Source organism: Nitratireductor mangrovi, from assembly GCF_007922615.2.
GTDB classification, from domain to species: Bacteria; Pseudomonadota; Alphaproteobacteria; order Rhizobiales; family Rhizobiaceae; genus Mangrovimarina; species Mangrovimarina mangrovi.
The window spans coordinates 3,746,345-3,763,193 of record NZ_CP042301.2; the positions used below are offsets into that span (position 1 = coordinate 3,746,345).

The following is a 16,849-nucleotide window of genomic DNA, read 5'->3' on the forward strand; positions in this document are numbered from 1 at the left end:
GACTGATTCCGATGTTCCCCGACCGCCCCGATCTTCTCAGGCGCCTCGCCCTAAGCGGCAGCCTCGCGCTTGCCGTCTGCGCCGCGGCACTCGTCGTACCCTCGACAACCGGCCGCGCCCAGGCAGCGACCGGCGAAGCCCAGAAGATCGCCACCCACTTCACCCGGATTCGCACAATGATGGGCGAGTTCGTCCAGTTCGGACCGCGCGGCGAACAGACCGGCGGCAAGTTCTATATCGAGCGCCCCGGCAAGATCCGCTTCAACTATGAGGCGCCGGCCGCCGTCCAGGTGATCGCCGATGGCGAGTCGGTCGTCATCAACAACAAGAAGTTGAAGACCTGGGACCTCTACCCGCTCTCCAAGACGCCGCTGAAACTGCTGCTCGACGACAATATCGATCTGTCCGGCGAGAAAGTCCGCAAGGTGCAGCAGAACGAGGACCTGACCACCATCCAGTTGCAGGACAAGTCGGTCTTCGGCGACTCTACCATCACCATGATGTTCGACCCAAAATCCTACGAATTGCGGCAGTGGACGATCACCGACGCCCAGGGCAAGGACACCACGGTGATGATCTTCAACGTCGAGCAGGGCGTTACCTTCGATCCGAGCGTGTTCGCCATCGACTACCAGCACATTTCGCGCCACGGCGCCCGCGGCCACACCAGCGGCCGGTAGCAGCGACCCGCACACGCCTGTGGATGACGGCCGGACCGGCACGGGTCCGGCTGCTTTTGCTTGTCAGGGGAAACCCTGGCTGGCAGTTTCCGGCGCGCATTCCAGCCGGAACTTCCCATGAGTTTTTCGATCGCCACGTGGAACATCAATTCCGTTCGCCTTCGCTTGCCGCTGGTCGAACAGTTCCTGAAACGCTACCAGCCTGACATCCTGTGCCTGCAGGAAACCAAGTGCCCGGACGAATTCTTCCCGGCTGAGGCCTTCGAGGCCCTCGGCTATTCGCACATCGCGATCAGCGGTCAGAAGGGTTATCACGGCGTCGCCACGCTCTCTCGCCGGCCGATCGACATCGTCGAGAAACGCGATTTCTGCAAGATGGGCGACCGCCGCCACCTGTCGACGCGCTTTTCGGCCGGCGGCAGGACGGTGCTCCTGCACAATTTCTACGTTCCCGCAGGCGGCGACGAGCCCGATCCGGCAATCAATCCGAAATTCCGGCACAAGCTCGACTTCATCGCCGAGATGCGCGACGTGCGCGCCGGGCATGACGGCGAATCGGGCTCGATCCTGGTCGGCGACCTCAACATCGCGCCCCTGGAGACCGACGTCTGGTCCCACAAGCAATTGCTGAAGGTGGTCAGCCACACGCCGGTGGAGACCGAGGGGCTGGAATCGATGCGTACGGGGGGCGGCTGGACCGACCTCATGCGTGCGCACATTCCGCCCGAGGAACGGCTCTATACCTGGTGGAGCTATCGCGCCCGCGACTGGGAGGCTTCCGACCGCGGCCGGCGCCTCGACCATGTCTGGACCTCGCCCAATGTGGCTGCCGACATGCGCGAGGTCGAAGTGGTTCGTGCGGCCCGCGGCTGGGAACGGCCATCGGACCACGTGCCGGTGATCGCGCGGTTCGGCTACGAATAGCCGTCCGGCTCATCGTCGCCTGCTCAGGAAAATTTCGGCGCCAGCCGCTCGATGCGCGAGACCATGGAGGCAAGGTCTGCCGACAGGCGGCGGTGCAGTTTGGCGGCGGCGTCGGGATATTCCACCAGGATGCGCTGGAACAAAGCGCGGTTGAGACGCATGAGCTCGACCTCGGTCTCGGCAATGGCGCCAGTAAGGCGGCGCGTATCGGCGATCAGCGCCAGTTCGCCAAGAACCGCGCCGGCGCCGAGGCGCGACACGACCACACGTTCGCCATCCCGCTCGCGGAAAAGCGCGACCGTCCCCGCGACGACCACGAAAGCGCAGTCGGCCGCCGCGCCCTCGCGGTAGATCTCCTTGCCGGCGGCACGCCGCAGCCGCTCCGTCCCGAAAGCGAGGAGGCGGAGCTGATCCTGGGTGAATTCCCTGAAAATGCCTGCGCCGGCCAGAATGCTGATGTCGTCATCAAGCGCCATGAAGGTGTCCCGGGCCTTCGAGAGCGAAAACGCCCGGCCCTACCGGCGCCTTTCGACTCAGGGGACGAGCTTGTAACCCCCGCTTTCTGTCACAAGAATTTCAGCATTGGAAGGATCGCGCTCGATCTTCTGGCGCAGCCGGTAGACATGCGTCTCCAGCGTATGGGTGGTCACGCCCGAATTGTAGCCCCATACCTCCTCGAGCAGGACGTCGCGGGTGATGACCTTCTGGCCGGCCCGGTAGAGGTATTTGATGATCGAGGCTTCCTTCTCGGTCAACCTGACTTTTCCGCCGCGCTGGTCGATCAGCAGCTTCTGGCTCGGCTTGAACGTGTAAGGCCCCACGGCGAAGGTGGCGTCCTCGCTCTGCTCGTGCTGGCGCAGCTGGGCGCGCAGGCGGGCAAGCAGCACGGCGAATCGGAACGGCTTGGTGACATAGTCGTTGGCGCCGGCCTCCAATCCGAGGATGGTGTCGGAATCGGTGTCCTGTCCGGTCAGCATGATGATCGGCGCCTTGAAGCCCCCCTTGCGCAAGAGCTTGACGGCTTCGCGGCCATCCATGTCCGGCAGTCCGACATCCATGATCAGCAGGTCGATCAAGCCGCCGCGCGCGGTCTGGATGCCCTTGCCTGCGGTGGCCTCCTGGATCACCCTGAACTCTTCGTAGAGCGAAAGCTGTTCGACAAGGGTCGCCCTCAGGTCGTCATCGTCGTCGACGATCAGGATAGTGCGTGAGGTCATGTCTCAATCCATAAGCAATTGTTGAAGGCCCGTCGCAACGTCATCTATGGGTCGTGCACGAATCGTGAAAGCCGCTCACCGTGATTTGTACATTTTCGCCATCATACTCCAAAAAACGTGAGCGCAATGCGGCAGGCACGCGGCGCGGGAAAGGCAGGCGGCCGATCATCGTGCGGGCACGCCCGGGAAGGCCGACGCAAGGCATCCTCGCGCTTGGGCAGCGGACATTCGCCTGCGCCCTCGGCCGCGCGGGCATCACCAGCCTCAAGCGCGAGGGCGACGGCGCCACGCCGCGCGGCCCCTTGCGCGTCCTCTGGGGCTACTTCCGTCCGGACCGGGGGCCGGTTCCGGCCAACGCCTTGCAGTGGCGGCGCACCTCGCCTGAACAGGGCTGGTGCGACGCCTCCGGCGACCGCAACTACAACCGGCCGGTGGCGCTTCCCTACCCGGCCAGCCACGAGAAGATGCGGCGCGAGGACCATCTCTACGACATCGTCATCGTGCTCGACTGGAACATGCGTCCCGCCGCGCGCAACCGCGGCAGCGCCATCTTCCTGCATCTGGCGCGGCCCGGTTACCTGCCGACCGAAGGCTGCATCGCGGTCTCGCGCGCGACGATGATGCGTCTGCTGCCCTGCCTGCGGCGCGGCACGCCGATCCGCGTCGCGCCCTGAGTTCAGACGCCCCACCAGCCGATGATGGCGCCCATGATCAGGGCCACGCCGAGCCAGTGGCCGGCATCGATGAGCGTCAGGTCCCAGCCGAAGCCCTCATAGCGCTGGTTGACGGCAACCGTCGTCGCCATGAAGCCTAGCCAGATGAAGAAGCCGGACACGATGCCGTTCCATGCCGTGACCTGGCCCGAGCCGAGATGGCCGATGATGCCGGCGAGAACCCAGGCCATGACAAGCTCGCAAACGAAGCTGGTCACGAAAAGCACCGGCTCCATCTTCGCCTCTTCCGGCTTGATGCGCGCCGCCTTCATCCACGGTGTGCCGAGGGCGCCGTAATAGACGGCGCCGAAGGCAAACGCCGCGACCGCGGCCAAAAGCACCGCGAGATAGCTCATTCCGCCGAAATCCATCGCTGTCGCTCCCGTCATCGCGCCGTCAGGGCGCTTCCGGGCCGAATAGAACGCCGTGCACAGGGCTTCGTCAATCGAAGCGCCAGACGATGGTGCGCTTCACCTCGGCGTCTTCCAGCACACGCGTGACCGGCACTTCGTAGCATGCCAGTTCGCGGAGCCGCTCACGCGGCAAATAGTGCCGGCCCGGATCGCCGACGAGGATCGTCGCGCCGCGCCCGGCGAGCGCCTCGAACCACGCCGCGCATCGTTCCGCGAGCGCGCGATCGTAAAAGACGTCGCCGGCGAGCACGACATCCCAGCCCTCGTCCTCTCCGATCAGGTCCTCACCGCGAAACTCCGCCTCGACGCCGTTGGCACGCGTGTTGAGCGCCAGCGCGGCGCGGCAGAACGGATCGATGTCGGCCGCCAACACGCTGCGGGCGCCCGCCTTCAGTGCGGCGATGGCGACCAGGCCGGAACCGGAGGCGAAGTCGAGGACGCGTTTGCCGGCAACGGTCTCCGGATGGTCGAGAAGAAACCGCGCCAGGCCCTGGCCGCCCGCCCACGCGAAGGCCCAGAACGGCGGTGGCAGGCCGATGGCCTCAAGCTCCTCCTCCGTCTTCAGCCACAATTCATGCGCCTCGTCGGCGAGGTGGAGGCGGATTTCGGGCACATGCGGCGGCGCCACTAGGGCGGTATTGGCGAGGATGAAGGCTTCGGCCTCGTCCAGCGTCAACACCTTGCCGCTCATTGCTGTGCCGTCAGGCCTCTCCCGGCTTCAGCCCGCCCATGCGGTTGACCTCGGCCCATTCGTCGTCGCTGACCGGCTGCACCGACAGGCGCGAATTCCGCACCAGCACCATTTCGGAAAGCTTGGGATTGGCCTTGATGTCGTTCAGCGTCACCGGCTGCGGCACGTCACGCACCGCCCGGACGTCGACGCATTCCCAGCGCGGGTCGTCGGAGGTCGAATCGGGATGCGCCAGCTTGCACACTTCGACAATGCCCACGACCTCTAGCCCCTCTTGCGAATGGTAGAAGAAGCCGCGATCGCCGATTTTCATCGCGCGCATGTTGTTGCGCGCCTGGTAGTTGCGCACCCCGTCCCATTCCTGCCCGGCCTCGCCTTTCGCCTTCTGCATCTCCCACGACCAGGTCGAGGGTTCCGACTTGAACAGCCAATACGCCATCACGCTGCCTCCGGCTTGTTGAAGACCCAGTTCCACGGCCGGATGTCCACCGACGCGAACAGCCCGGCGCGTGCATAGGGATCGGCCTCGGCGATCAGCGCGGCAGCGGCGCGGTCGGCGGCCTCCACGACCACGAGGCTGGCCGACGGCTTGCCGTCGTCATCGAGGAAGGGTCCGGCGAATTTCAGCGTGCCCTTGGCGTTGAGGCCCTCCAGATAAGCGACGTGGTCGGGTCGTGTCGACTGGCGCACTTCGAGGTGGCCGGGCTTGTCGGTGCAGACAAAGGCAAAAAGCATGGTTCCTCCGGAGATTCGGCGCGCAGGACGCGGCGATCGTATCAGGTCTCGCTTTTGAGCGGGCGCGAAAGCAGCGCCATCATGGCTTCGCGCACCGTGATCGCGCGGTCAAGGATGAGCGCGACGTTTTGCGTGATCGGGGCATCGATGCCGCGCTCGCGGGCGATGCGATCGGCGATGGCGGCGGTGGCGACGCCCTCTGCCAGTCTCATTCCCTCCAGCGCCGCGCCCCGTCCGAGCGCCTCGCCATAGGCGAAATTGCGCGACTTGCCGGACCCGCAGGTCAGGAACAGATCGCCAAAGCCGGAAAGACCCATCAGCGTTTCCTGGCGCGCACCGAACGAGGCCGCGATCCGCCTGAGCTCGACGAAGCCGCGCGTGACTAGCGCCGCCTGCGCGCTGGCGCCGAGTCCAGCCCCGATCACCGCGCCGGCGGCGATCGCCAGGACGTTCTTGAGCGCGCCGCCGGCCTCGACGCCGGCCAGGTCGTCGCTCGAATAGCAGCGCAGCGTCGGCGTCGAGATCAGCGCCGCCAGCGCCGCGGCGGCTTCCACGTCGGCGGCGGCCACTGTGACGGCCGTCGGCAGACCGGCAACGACGTCAACGGCGAAGCTCGGCCCTGAAAGGGCCGCAATCGGGTTGCGCGGCAGCCTTTCGGCGGCAATGTCGGAAAGCAGCCGGCCGCTTTCGGCATCGATGCCCTTGGCGCACAGCACGACCGGCGTGTCCGCGGCCACCTGAGGCGCCAGCACCTCGCACAAACCGCTCACCGTCTGCGCCGGCGTGACCGCGAGCACGACGCCGGCACCGGCAACAGCCGCGCTGATATCGCCGGTGGCGCGAACCGCGGGATTGAGCCTTGCGCCGGGCAAATAGCGTGGGTTCTCATGCCGCTGGTTGATCGCTTCCACCGTGTCGGCATCGCGGGCCCAAAGCCGCACCTCGCGCCCTGCCATCGCCTGCGCCTGGGCCAGCGCTGTCCCCCATGCGCCGCCGCCGAGGACGGCGACCGGCCTGGTTTCGCTCATGCCTTGGCTCCGCGTTTGCCAGCCCCGATCAGCGGCGCCGCCGTTTCGTCGAGCGGCCAGCGCGAGCGCGGCGCTGTCAGCATGGGATCTTCTGCGGGATCGATACCGGCCCGCAGCCGCTCGATCGCCGCCCAGGCGATCATCGCCGCGTTGTCGGTGCACAGTTCGGGCGGCGGCGCCAGGAAGGTGAAGCCGTTGCGCCGGCAAAGGTTCTCGAGCGCTTCCCGGATCGCCGCATTGGCGGCCACACCGCCGGCGACCACCAGCGCGGGTTGGGCAGCATCGGGAAACCGCTCCCGGAACCTCTGCAGGCTGCGCCCGACGCGATCGTCCAGCGTCTCGACGATCGCACGCTGGAAGGAAGCGGCTATGTCCGCGACGTCGCCTTCACCCAGCGGCGCGATTGCCGTCGCCGCCTGGCGCACCGCCGTCTTCAGCCCCGAAAACGAAAAATCGAGCCGCGCCTCGCCCTTCAGCGGGCGCGGCAGGTCGAAGCGGGACGCGTCGCCGCCGGCCGCGACACGCTCGACATTCGGACCGCCCGGATAGGGCAGGCCGAGCAGCTTCGCGGTCTTGTCGAACGCCTCGCCGAGCGCATCGTCGATGGTCGACGCCCAGCGTTCGTAATCGCCCGGACCCTTGACCAGCACGATCTGGGTGTGCCCGCCCGAAACGAGAAGCATCAGATAGGGAAAGCCTAGCCGCTCCAGGAGCCGTGCCGAAAGCGCATGCCCTTCGAGATGGTTGACCGCCACCAGCGGCTTGCCGCCGGCCGCCGCCAGCGCCTTCGCGGTCATCAGCCCGACCAGCAGGCCCCCGATCAGGCCGGGGCCGGCGGTCGCCGCGATCGCGTCGACCTCACCAAGCGTCGTCTCGGCCTCCGCAAGTGCGGCGCCGATGACGCCGTCGAGCGCTTCGACATGGGCGCGCGCCGCGATCTCCGGCACGACGCCGCCGAAAGCCGCATGCTCGCCGATCTGGCTCAGAACGATGTTGGAGCGAATGAGCGGGCCGCAGCCCGGCACCCAGGAAACGACCGCGGCGGCAGTTTCGTCGCAGCTCGTCTCGATACCGAGAACACGGATTTCGGCATGGTCGGGCCGCATGATTGCCGGATGGTCCTTTCCCCGATAGGAAGGCCAAAAGGCCCTCCGCCGCGACGGGTTAGCACGGACAAATCCGCATGCAAACTGGACAGCTCAGGATCGGAACCCGCGGCAGCGCGCTGGCGCTGGCGCAAGCTCACGAGACCCGCGACCGGCTGATGGCGGCGCACGGGCTCGCCGAGGACGCCTTCGCGATCGAGGTGATATCGACCAGCGGCGACCGCATCCAGGACCGGCCTCTGTCGGAAGCGGGCGGCAAGGGCCTGTTCACCAAGGAGATTGAGGAAGCGCTTCTCGACGGCCGCATCGACATCGCCGTCCATTCCTCCAAGGACATGCCGACAAGACTGCCCGACGGGCTGGTGCTGGGCGCTTTCCTCGAGCGCGAAGACGTGCGCGACGCCTTCATCGGTGGTGCCGCCGAAACCATCGACGCCTTGCCGCAAGGCGCCACGGTCGGCTCCTCGTCGCTCAGGCGGCAGGCCCTCATCCGCCGCCGCCGGCCCGACATCTCCGTCGTCATGTTCCGCGGCAATGTGCAGACGCGCCTGCGCAAGCTCTCCGAAGGCCAGGTTCATGGCACGCTGCTCGCTCACGCCGGCCTGCGCCGCCTCGGGATGGCCGAGGTCATCACCGAATTGCTGCCGCTCGATACCTTTCCGCCTGCACCAGGGCAGGGCGCGATCTGCATCGAGCATCGCGACGGCGACCGCCGCATCGAACAGATGCTTGAGTCGATCCACCACGGCGGGACCGGAGCCGCACTTGCCTGCGAACGCGCCTTTCTTGGCGCCCTCGACGGTTCCTGCCGCACGCCCATCGCGGGTCATGCGACGCTCGAAGGCCAGGCCCTTCGCTTCCACGGACTGATCTTGACGCCCGACGGCGTCGAGGCGCACGACATTACGGTCGAAGGCGAGGTCACGGAAGCGGCATCCATAGGCCGCCGGGCCGGAGAGGAGATCCGCGCCAGGGCCGGCGCGCGGTTCTTCGACAGCTGGGTCTAGCCGGCGTGGCGCGCGTCCTCGTCACGCGACCTGAACCGGGTGCGACCGCGACCGCCCGCCGGCTGCGCGAAGAGGGTCACGAGCCGCTCCTCCTGCCGCTGAGCGAAACGCGGCCGCTCGAAGGCGCATTTCCCGACCCCGACGGGATCGGCGCGGTGGCGGCCACGAGCGTCAATGCGCTCCGGCACGCGTCCGAGAGGGATTTGTCGCCTTTCTTGGCCAAGACCTTCTTCGCGGTCGGCGAAAAGACGGCCCAGGCTGCGCGCGAAGCGGGCTTTCGCGAGGTCATCGTTGGCCAGGGCGACGGCGCGGCGCTGGCGCGGCTGGTCGCCGATACTCCGGTGGCCGCAGGCAAGCTGCTTTATCTTTGCGGAAGCGTGCGGCACGGCGCCTTCGAAGACGGACTTGCCGGTCAGGGCATCCCTGTTCTCCCCGTCGAGACCTACGCCATCACCTATCGAAGCCCTTCCGCATCCGAGCTTGCACGCGTCGCCGGGGCCGGACCGCCCGACTTTGCGCTCGTCTATTCGGCTCGCGGGGCCGAAGCTTTGCGCGCCATCGTCGAACATCGTGAAAACACGGCTCTTTTTCGTGGAACGGCGTTCCTTTGCCTGTCCAAGGCGGTCGCCGACCGACTGGCTTCCGGGCATCGCCCGGTGCTCGTCAGCCCCGAGCCTTCCGAGGAGGCCCTGTTGTCGCAGCTTCCTCGCTGCTGACGCAAAGGGGCTACACAAGCGCATGTTGCACGTGCGAATGTAGCCAGGTCAGGTGGGCGCTAAGGTCAAACCAGGAAGGATTTCGGAGCAAGGCATGGTGAAACCGCCCAAGATCCGGCACTCGAAGTCGCAGCGCGAGCCCGTGACGATCGACCACGAGCCGACGGATGCGAAGAAGGAGACCGCTTCGCGGCCTTCCGAGGATTCGCAAAAGACCGGCACCACCGCCGCCACCTCCGAAAAGACCACCGGCGCGGCCCCGAAGCCGCAGGAGAACAGCGCCAACGCCAAGGCGGGGGAGGCCGCCGCCAAGGCGACGACGGAGACCGCCGCCTCGAAGCCTGCGGGAAAGCCCGAAGCCTCTGACAAGCCGGAGACGAAAGCGGCGCAAAAGACAGCGCAACCGGAGGCGAGCAGCGCCGGTTTCGGTCGCGGCGCTACTGGCTCGTCCGCCGGTGCTACAACCGGCAAGGACGGGGGCGCCAATGCGTCGGGACGTGGCGAGACAGCCGCCAGGCCGGCGCAGCCGAGGCGCGGCGGTATCTCCCTTGTCGCGGCGGGCCTGCTCGGCGGCGTCATCGCGCTGCTCGGCGGCGGCGCGGCGCAATATGCCGGCCTGCTGCCGGCGCCGGCCGGGCCCTCTGACGAAGCCGAACTCGTGGCGATCCGGGCCGAGATCGCCGCACTCGAGGAGCGAATCGCGGCCGGCGGCGAAAACGGTGGCGGCGCCGAGGCGATCGCGGCGGCCAACGGCCGCATCGACACACTTTCGAGCGACATCGAGACGCTCAGGACGCAGGTCGCCGACATCCAGTCATCGATCGCCGGCGGCGGCGCCGGCGAGGATGCGGCGTTGCAAGCGCTCGACGCGCGCCTGAAGAGCCTCGAGGAGCGGATCGCTTCCCTCGGCGAAGGAGGCGGCGACACGACGAATGAGGCGCTGGCAGCGCTGACCGAGCGCCTTGTCGGCATGGAAACGACGCTTGGCGCGGCGCGGGATGCAGCGACCGCGGCCCAGTCGGCCGCGTCGGCGAATGCCGAGAAGCTGGCCGCCTTGGAGGCCGAACTCCAGGCGCTTTCCGAGCGCGTCGACGCCCAGGCCTCGAACCCCAAGATCGCGCTGGCCATCGCGGCGGCCGGCCTCAAGGCGGCGATCGACCGCGGCGTGCCCTTCATGGCCGAGTTGGAAACCTATGCGGCCATTGCGCCGGAAGCACCGGAGATCGCCCAGCTGCGCGAGTTGGCGGCCGCTGGCGTGCCGACCCGCACGCAGATCGAGCAGGAGGTGGCGGACGCCGCCAACCTGATGGTCGCAGCCGCAAGCCCGGTCGACGAGAACGCCGGACTGTTCGAGCGCCTGCTCGCCAGCCTGGAATCACTGGTCAAGGTTCGACCGATCGGCGAGGTGGAAGGCGAAGGCGTCGGAGCGACTGTCGCGCGTCTCGAAACCGCCGTCCGGTCCGGCAACTACGACAAGGCCATCGCCGAATTCGAAACCCTGCCGGAGCCGGTACGGGCCGCAGGCGAGCCGTTCATGGCCAAGGTCCGCGCGCGCAGCACCGCCGACGCGCTGGTCGAGAAGGCGCTGACGGGCGCGCTCAGGGCGTGAGCGGAGGAGTTCGATGATACGCATTTTCCTGTTCCTCCTCGTCGTTTTCGCTCTCGGCCTCGGCTTTTCCTGGCTTGCCGAGCGGCCGGGCGAGATGGTCGTCACCTTCGGCGGCTATCAGTACGAGGTCACCCTCATGGTGGCCGCGATCCTCGTCACCGCGATCGTCGCGGCGGTCATGATCGTCTGGTGGCTGCTGAAGTCGATCTGGAACAGCCCGCGTACCGTGGCGCGCTATTTCCGCGTGCGCCGGCGCGATCGCGGTTATCAGGCGCTGTCGACCGGCATGATCGCCGCCGGCGCAGGTGATGCCGGCCTGGCGCGCGCCAAGAAGCGCGAAGCCATGAAGCTGATCAGCGCCGATCAGGAACCGCTGATCCATCTTCTCGATGCCCAGGCATCGCTGCTGGAAGGCGACCATGACGGCGCCCGCAAGAAGTTCGAGGCCATGCTCGACGATCCCGAGATGCGCATGCTCGGCCTGCGCGGGCTCTATCTCGAGGCGCAGAGGCTCGGCGACCGTGACGCCGCCCGCCACTATGCCGGGCGTGCCGCCGACATCGCGCCGCAGCTCGGCTGGGCTTCGAATGCCACGCTGGAGGCAAAGACCGCCGCCGGCGACTGGGATGGTGCGCTGGCGCTGCTGGAGGCGCGTCGGTCGACCAGGCAAATCGACAAGGACGAGGCAAACCGCAAGCGTGCCGTGCTGCTCACGGCCAAGGCCCAGGAACTGATCGACCGCGATCCGCTGGCTGCAAGGAACGCCGCCATCGAGGCCAACCGGCTGGCGCCGGATCTCGTTCCCGCCGCGGTGACGGCCGCCAGGGCCCTGTTCAGGCAGGATGATCTGCGCAAGGGCTCGAAGATCCTCGAAGCAGCCTGGCGCAAGCAGGCGCACCCGGAAATCGCCAACGCCTATGTGCATGCGCGTCACGGCGATTCCACCCACGACAGGCTGATACGCGCCAGAAAGCTGAAGTCGCAACGGCAGAACAACGCCGAATCCGCCCTCGTGGTGGCACGCGCCGCGCTCGAGGCCGAGGAACTGAAGGAGGCCCGCGCGGCCGCCGAGGAGGCGCTGCGCATCGCGCCGCGCGAGAGCGCCTTTCTGCTGCTCGCCGACATCGAGGAAACCGAGACCGGCGACGAGGGCCGCATCCGCCAGTGGCTGGCCCGGGCGGTGAGGGCGCCGCGCGACCCGGTCTGGATCGCCGATGGCGTCGTCTACGACAAATGGGCACCGCTTTCGCCGGTGACCGGCAAGCTCGACGCGTTCGCATGGCGCGCTCCGGTCGAACGCTCGGCCGCCATGATCGAGCAGGACGAGGAGGAACTGCGCCAACCTGTCCTCCTGCCCGCGGCAGTAGCCGTGGCGACCCCGGAACCGGCGCCAGCGCCGCCGGCAGCGGAGCCTGAGCCCGTCGACGATATCGAGGACGCCGAAACGCTGGACGATGAACCGACCATAGCGCCGGCAAACGGCAGCGACGAGAAGCCGGCGGCGAACGATGCGCCGGCGTCGGCCGAACCGGAGAAAAAGCCTTCCGCGGCTGTACAGAGCGCCGCCAACGACGACGCCGAGGCGCGGGAAGCGGATCCGGTCGCCGTGCCCCGTCCAGACGATCCCGGGGTTGATCCCGAGGAGGCCGAGGAGGACGCGCGGGCCAGGCGGTTCCGGCTGTTTTGACCCCGCGTCCGGCCCCGCCGTGCCCCGCCAACCGGAGCCTTGAATGCTAGATCGCCTGATTTCCTTCCTGCAGCGCATGCCCGGTCCGCCGGCCGCCAGGTCCGAGCATCACGAGGACGATCCGCGACTTGCCGCTGCCGCGCTGCTTGTCCACCTCATGGACGCCGACGGCGTGCGTCTCGACGTCGAGCGCGAGAAGCTCGCGGAGGCCCTGACGCGCGGTTATGGGCTTGAAGGCCGCGACCTGCAGAAATTCATCGCACGGGCGGAGACCGCCGAACGCGAATCGGTCGATCTCTACGCGTTCACCAGCGTGCTCAAGCGTCATCTCGACGAGCAGGCCCGCATCGAGTTCATCGGAATCATGTGGGAGATGGTGTTTGCCGACGGCGACCTGAGCGAACTGGAAGACAATGTCGTCTGGCGCGTCGCCGAACTGATCGGCGTCGACCGCCGCGACCGCATTGCCATGCGGCAGCGCGCCAACCCCGACGACAGCACCGGCACGGAACACTAAGCACCCTCATGCCTGCCGCAAACTCCGACAAGCCGAAGATCCTGATCGTCATGCATCAGGAACTGTCCAGCCCCGGCCGCGTCGGTCATCTCCTGATCGAAGGCGGCTTCGAACTCGACATGCGCCGCCCGCCGCTCGGCGACCCGCTGCCCGAAACCCTGACCGACCATGCCGGCGTCGTCATTTTCGGCGGCCCGATGAGCGCCAACGACACCGACGAATTCGTGCGGCGCGAAACCGAGTGGCTGAAGGTGCCGCTGGCCGAGAACAAGCCGTTTCTCGGCATCTGCCTCGGGGCTCAGATGCTGGTCAACCATCTCGGCGGCAAGGTCGAGGGCCACGAGGCGGGTCTCGTCGAGATCGGCTGGTATCCGTTGCAACCGACGGAGGCCGGCAAGGACCTGATGCACTGGCCGGACATGGTCTACCAGTTCCATCGCGAGGGCTTTTCGCTGCCCAGGGACGCCACCCTGCTGGCCACGGCCGAAGCCTATCCGAACCAGGCCTTCCGCTATGGCGAGAACGCCTGGGGCATCCAGTTCCACGCCGAACTGACCCGCATGATGATGCAGCGCTGGGTGGTGCGCGGCGCGCACCGCTTCACGCTGCCGGGCGCGCAGCCCGGGCGCGACCATCTCGGCGGCCGCATGATCTGGGACATGCATCTGAAGCGCTGGCTGGTCGAGTTTCTCGACCTCATCTTCCACAGCCCGCGCCTGCATCCCGGGGAACGCGCCGGCTGACCGCGCGTGCCGGCAATCCCGTTGAAAAATCGTGATGTTGCAGCGCTCGTCGAACGGCAAACAGGGCGCTGTCGACGCACCGCAGACAGTCATTCGCATCAAGGTAGTTGCTGAACGTATATTCAGTATGTATGATGATTTCTCTGACATAAGAATAAGTTAGAACGTTCAGATTGGCACTGGCTTCATGGTCGTGCCAAAAGACGCCGCGAGGGAACGCGGCCGCAAGCGGAGGTGGAACGCGGATGCCGGATGCCGTACCGGCTGCACAAGCAGACGTGGCAAGCTCGATCGAATTGCGCAATGTCGGCAAGGCCTTCGGCAGCGGCGTCAACGCCTTCGTCGCCCTGAAGGGCGTCACCGCCGACATCCGGACCAACGAATTCTTCACCCTGCTCGGGCCTTCGGGCTGCGGCAAGACCACGCTGTTGCGCCTCATTGCCGGCTTCGAGGCGCCTTCGAGCGGCGAGATCCTGCTCGAAGGCAGGGACATCGCCAATCTCGCTCCTTACCGCCGGCCGGTGAACACCGTCTTCCAGAGCTATGCGCTGTTCCCGCACATGACGGTCAGCGAAAACGTCGCCTTCGGCCTGCAGATGCTCAAGCGTCCGCGCGACGAGGTCGCCGCCACTGTCGAGGAAATGCTGCGGCTGGTGCGCATGGAGGCGATGAAGGACCGCAAGACCAGCGAGATTTCCGGCGGCCAGCAGCAGCGCGTCGCGCTTGCTCGCGCGCTGGCTCCAAAGCCGAAGGTCCTGCTTCTCGACGAGCCGCTCTCGGCGCTCGACCTCAAGCTGCGCAAGGAAATGCAGGTCGAATTGAAGCGCCTGCAGACCGAAACCGGCATCACCTTCGTCTTCGTCACTCACGACCAGGAGGAAGCGCTGACGATGTCGGATCGCGTCGCGGTGATGAGCCAGGGCGACATCCTGCAGATCGGTTCGCCGCGCGAGATCTACAACCACCCGACGCATCGTTTCGTCGCCGACTTCATCGGCGACATCAATTTCCTGAAAGGGTCGGTCAGCCGCTGCGGCGAAACGGAATGCGTCGCCGACATCGCCGGCGTCGGGCCGATCCGCTTCGACCGGGCACCGGGCACGAGCGAGGGTCAACCCCTCACCCTTGCCATCAGACCGGAGCGCATAACGCTCGGGCCGCCGACGGGCGATCTGACCGGCCGGCTGGAAAATGTCGTCTATCACGGCACCGACACGATCTACCATTTCACGCTCGGCGACGGCTCGCGCATGCGGGCCCGGGCCCAGAACAGCGACGGCCACGAGCCGGCCTGGCGCCCCGGTGACCGGATCGGCTGGAGCGCACGCCCGGACGCCGTCGCGGTGATCGCCGAGGACAGCGCATGAAGCTGGCGCGCAAACGCCGGCTGGCGACCCTGGCCCTCGTCGGCCCGGCTGCCCTCGCCATCGTCATCTTCATGGTCATTCCGCTTGCGATGATGGCGTGGATATCGATCCAGGCGCGCAGCTATGGCGGCGGCGTCCATTGGGGCGAACTGACCGCGGACGCCTGGCTGCGCTTCATCTTCGAGCGCCAGCTCGACGACAGCCTGGTCTGGAGCTTCAATTACCTGTCGATCATCCTGCGCTCCGTCTGGCTGTCGGCGGTGACCACGGTCATCGCCCTTCTTGTCGGCTTTCCGACCGCGTTCTTCATGGCAACGCGGCCTGAGCGCTGGCGGACCCTTTTGGTCTTCATGGTCACGCTGCCGTTCTGGACCAACCTTCTGGTACGCAACTACGCCTGGATCCTGATCCTGCGCGATCACGGCACCATCAACGGGCTCCTCCTGTCGCTTGGCATCATCTCCGAGCCGTTGCCGTTGCTCCACAACCAGTTCGCCGTCGCCGTCGGGCTCACCTACTCGTTTCTGCCCTTCATGGTGCTGCCGATCTATGCCAGCCTCGAGAAGATCGACCTGCGGCTGGTGGAGGCCGCCTTCGACCTCTACGCCAATCGCTGGCAGGCGCTGCGGCGCGTGATCCTGCCGCTGGCGATGCCGGGCATCATCGCCGGCTGCATTCTTGTCTTCGTGCCGGCGCTCGGCTCCTACGTGACCCCTGAGCTTCTCGGCGGCGGCAAGACGCTGATGATCGGCAATCTCATCGGCCACCAGTTCGGCTCGGCGCGAAACTGGCCCTTCGGGGCCGCGCTCGGCCTCTTCCTGCTGGCACTGGTCCTGATCGCAATGACCATCTATGCGCTGCGCGGCCGCCGCGCCGGAGGGGTCACATGAGCGCCCGGCAGGCCGCTGGCGACGCGCGGCGATGGCCGGGGCTGGCTTTCGCCGCCGCCCTTTTCTTTGCCTATGTCTACCTGCCGATCCTCATACTGGTCGCGCTGTCCTTCAACGAAAACCGCGTCGTCACCGTCTGGACCGGCTTCTCGCTCGAATGGTACGCCATGGCGTTCGAAAACGACGCCATGCTGCGCGCCGCCGGCAACTCGCTGCTGATTGCCACCGTTGCCTCGCTGGCCGCGACCGCGCTTGCCACGCTTGCCGCCGTGCGCATGGCGACCACCCGTTTTGCCGGGCAGACCGGCGTCAACGCGCTGATCGCCCTGCCGATCACCGTGCCCGAAATCGTGCCGGCGGTCGCAACGCTTATGTTCTTCGCCAGCCTCGGCGTCACGCTCGGTCTGGGCACGGTCATGATCGCCCACACCGTCTTTTGCATCCCCTTCGCCTATTTGCCGATCCGGGCCCGGCTCGAAGGGCTCGATCCCAAGCTCGGCGAGGCCGCGGCCGATCTTTATGCCGGCCCGGGGCAGACCTTCATCAAGGTAACCTTGCCGCTTTTGACGCCGGGCATCCTGTCCGGCCTGGTGCTGGCCTTCATCATCTCGCTCGACGATTTCGTGACGACCTTCTTCGTTGGCGGCGCTGGCTCCACAACTCTGCCGATCTACATCTTCGGCCTCGTCAGGACGGGCGTCACGCCGGAGGTCAACGCCATTTCCGCTCTCATGCTGCTTGTCTCGATCGCCCTGGTTTCGCTGTCGCTGTTCCTGGGCCGGTCGGATCACCGTTCGGGATGAGCC

20 protein-coding genes are annotated in these 16,849 nt (G+C 66.9%); 12 read left to right on the forward strand and 8 right to left on the reverse strand.

Features of this window, described 5'->3' with window-relative positions:
* The first annotated feature begins 11 nt into the window (after nucleotides 1–11).
* Together FQ775_RS18350 and FQ775_RS18355 are read left to right on the forward strand one after the other, a co-directional pair.
* On the forward strand, nucleotides 12–680 hold the full coding sequence (locus FQ775_RS18350; protein ID WP_246730169.1) for an outer membrane lipoprotein carrier protein LolA: 669 nt from the start codon (nucleotides 12–14) through the stop codon (nucleotides 678–680).
* Between the two features lie 117 nt (nucleotides 681–797).
* Nucleotides 798–1,604, forward strand: coding sequence for an exodeoxyribonuclease III (locus tag FQ775_RS18355; protein ID WP_146300385.1), 807 nt, complete (start codon nucleotides 798–800; stop codon nucleotides 1,602–1,604).
* A gap of 23 nt (nucleotides 1,605–1,627) precedes the next feature.
* Here the strand turns inward: FQ775_RS18355 and FQ775_RS18360 are convergent, their stop codons facing one another.
* Nucleotides 1,628–2,080, reverse strand: coding sequence for a cyclic nucleotide-binding domain-containing protein (locus FQ775_RS18360; RefSeq protein ID WP_146300386.1), 453 nt, complete (start codon nucleotides 2,078–2,080; stop codon nucleotides 1,628–1,630).
* Between the two features lie 57 nt (nucleotides 2,081–2,137).
* Nucleotides 2,138–2,821 (reverse strand): response regulator transcription factor, encoded by a 684-nt coding sequence (locus FQ775_RS18365; protein WP_146300387.1) that lies wholly within the window; start codon nucleotides 2,819–2,821, stop codon nucleotides 2,138–2,140.
* Between the two features lie 164 nt (nucleotides 2,822–2,985).
* Between FQ775_RS18365 and FQ775_RS18370 the strand changes: the two genes are divergently transcribed.
* Nucleotides 2,986–3,495: a L,D-transpeptidase family protein gene (locus FQ775_RS18370; protein WP_246730393.1), complete on the forward strand. Its 510-nt coding sequence runs from the start codon at nucleotides 2,986–2,988 to the stop codon at nucleotides 3,493–3,495.
* A gap of 2 nt (nucleotides 3,496–3,497) precedes the next feature.
* Here the strand turns inward: FQ775_RS18370 and FQ775_RS18375 are convergent, their stop codons facing one another.
* From FQ775_RS18375 to tsaD, 6 genes are all read right to left on the reverse strand, one after another.
* Complete coding sequence (locus FQ775_RS18375; protein WP_146300389.1) at nucleotides 3,498–3,905, reverse strand: DUF1761 domain-containing protein; 408 nt, start codon at nucleotides 3,903–3,905, stop codon at nucleotides 3,498–3,500.
* A 70-nt stretch (nucleotides 3,906–3,975) separates the two neighbouring features.
* A complete protein-coding gene (locus FQ775_RS18380; RefSeq protein WP_146300390.1) occupies nucleotides 3,976–4,638 on the reverse strand; it encodes a class I SAM-dependent methyltransferase in 663 nt (220 codons plus the stop codon).
* A 10-nt stretch (nucleotides 4,639–4,648) separates the two neighbouring features.
* Complete coding sequence (locus tag FQ775_RS18385) at nucleotides 4,649–5,077, reverse strand: EVE domain-containing protein (RefSeq protein ID WP_146300391.1); 429 nt, start codon at nucleotides 5,075–5,077, stop codon at nucleotides 4,649–4,651.
* Complete coding sequence (locus FQ775_RS18390; protein ID WP_146300392.1) at nucleotides 5,077–5,373, reverse strand: YciI-like protein; 297 nt, start codon at nucleotides 5,371–5,373, stop codon at nucleotides 5,077–5,079. Before FQ775_RS18390 ends, FQ775_RS18385 begins: the two co-directional genes overlap by 1 nt.
* 41 nt (nucleotides 5,374–5,414) lie before the next feature.
* Complete coding sequence (locus tag FQ775_RS18395) at nucleotides 5,415–6,401, reverse strand: NAD(P)H-dependent glycerol-3-phosphate dehydrogenase (protein WP_146300393.1); 987 nt, start codon at nucleotides 6,399–6,401, stop codon at nucleotides 5,415–5,417.
* Entirely contained in the window at nucleotides 6,398–7,507 is a 1,110-nt protein-coding gene (gene tsaD / locus FQ775_RS18400) for a tRNA (adenosine(37)-N6)-threonylcarbamoyltransferase complex transferase subunit TsaD (RefSeq protein ID WP_146300394.1), read from the reverse strand. Before tsaD ends, FQ775_RS18395 begins: the two co-directional genes overlap by 4 nt.
* A 77-nt stretch (nucleotides 7,508–7,584) precedes the next feature.
* On the opposite strand from tsaD, the gene hemC reads away from it, so the two are divergent.
* The 9 genes from hemC (at nucleotide 7,585) to FQ775_RS18445 (ending at nucleotide 16,846) form a co-directional block, all read left to right on the forward strand.
* Complete coding sequence (gene hemC, locus FQ775_RS18405) at nucleotides 7,585–8,514, forward strand: hydroxymethylbilane synthase (protein ID WP_146300395.1); 930 nt, start codon at nucleotides 7,585–7,587, stop codon at nucleotides 8,512–8,514.
* 5 nt (nucleotides 8,515–8,519) lie between these two features.
* On the forward strand, nucleotides 8,520–9,230 hold the full coding sequence (locus tag FQ775_RS18410; RefSeq protein ID WP_167813048.1) for a uroporphyrinogen-III synthase: 711 nt from the start codon (nucleotides 8,520–8,522) through the stop codon (nucleotides 9,228–9,230).
* Between the two features lie 94 nt (nucleotides 9,231–9,324).
* The gene (locus FQ775_RS18415) at nucleotides 9,325–10,839 is read left to right on the forward strand and encodes a COG4223 family protein (RefSeq protein WP_146300397.1); all 1,515 of its coding nucleotides are present in this window, start codon (nucleotides 9,325–9,327) and stop codon (nucleotides 10,837–10,839) included.
* A 13-nt stretch (nucleotides 10,840–10,852) separates the two neighbouring features.
* The gene (locus tag FQ775_RS18420; RefSeq protein WP_146300398.1) at nucleotides 10,853–12,526 is read left to right on the forward strand and encodes a heme biosynthesis protein HemY; all 1,674 of its coding nucleotides are present in this window, start codon (nucleotides 10,853–10,855) and stop codon (nucleotides 12,524–12,526) included.
* A gap of 43 nt (nucleotides 12,527–12,569) precedes the next feature.
* Nucleotides 12,570–13,043, forward strand: coding sequence for a tellurite resistance TerB family protein (locus FQ775_RS18425; protein WP_146300399.1), 474 nt, complete (start codon nucleotides 12,570–12,572; stop codon nucleotides 13,041–13,043).
* A gap of 8 nt (nucleotides 13,044–13,051) precedes the next feature.
* Nucleotides 13,052–13,786 (forward strand): glutamine amidotransferase, encoded by a 735-nt coding sequence (locus FQ775_RS18430; protein ID WP_146300400.1) that lies wholly within the window; start codon nucleotides 13,052–13,054, stop codon nucleotides 13,784–13,786.
* Nucleotides 13,787–14,031: 245 nt separating this feature from the next.
* Nucleotides 14,032–15,153, forward strand: coding sequence for an ABC transporter ATP-binding protein (locus FQ775_RS18435; protein ID WP_146300401.1), 1,122 nt, complete (start codon nucleotides 14,032–14,034; stop codon nucleotides 15,151–15,153).
* Complete coding sequence (locus tag FQ775_RS18440; protein WP_146300402.1) at nucleotides 15,150–16,043, forward strand: ABC transporter permease; 894 nt, start codon at nucleotides 15,150–15,152, stop codon at nucleotides 16,041–16,043. The genes FQ775_RS18435 and FQ775_RS18440 overlap by 4 nt, the downstream gene beginning before the upstream one ends.
* The gene (locus tag FQ775_RS18445) at nucleotides 16,040–16,846 is read left to right on the forward strand and encodes an ABC transporter permease (protein WP_146300403.1); all 807 of its coding nucleotides are present in this window, start codon (nucleotides 16,040–16,042) and stop codon (nucleotides 16,844–16,846) included. The genes FQ775_RS18440 and FQ775_RS18445 overlap by 4 nt, the downstream gene beginning before the upstream one ends.
* The last annotated feature ends 3 nt before the right edge of the window (nucleotides 16,847–16,849 follow it).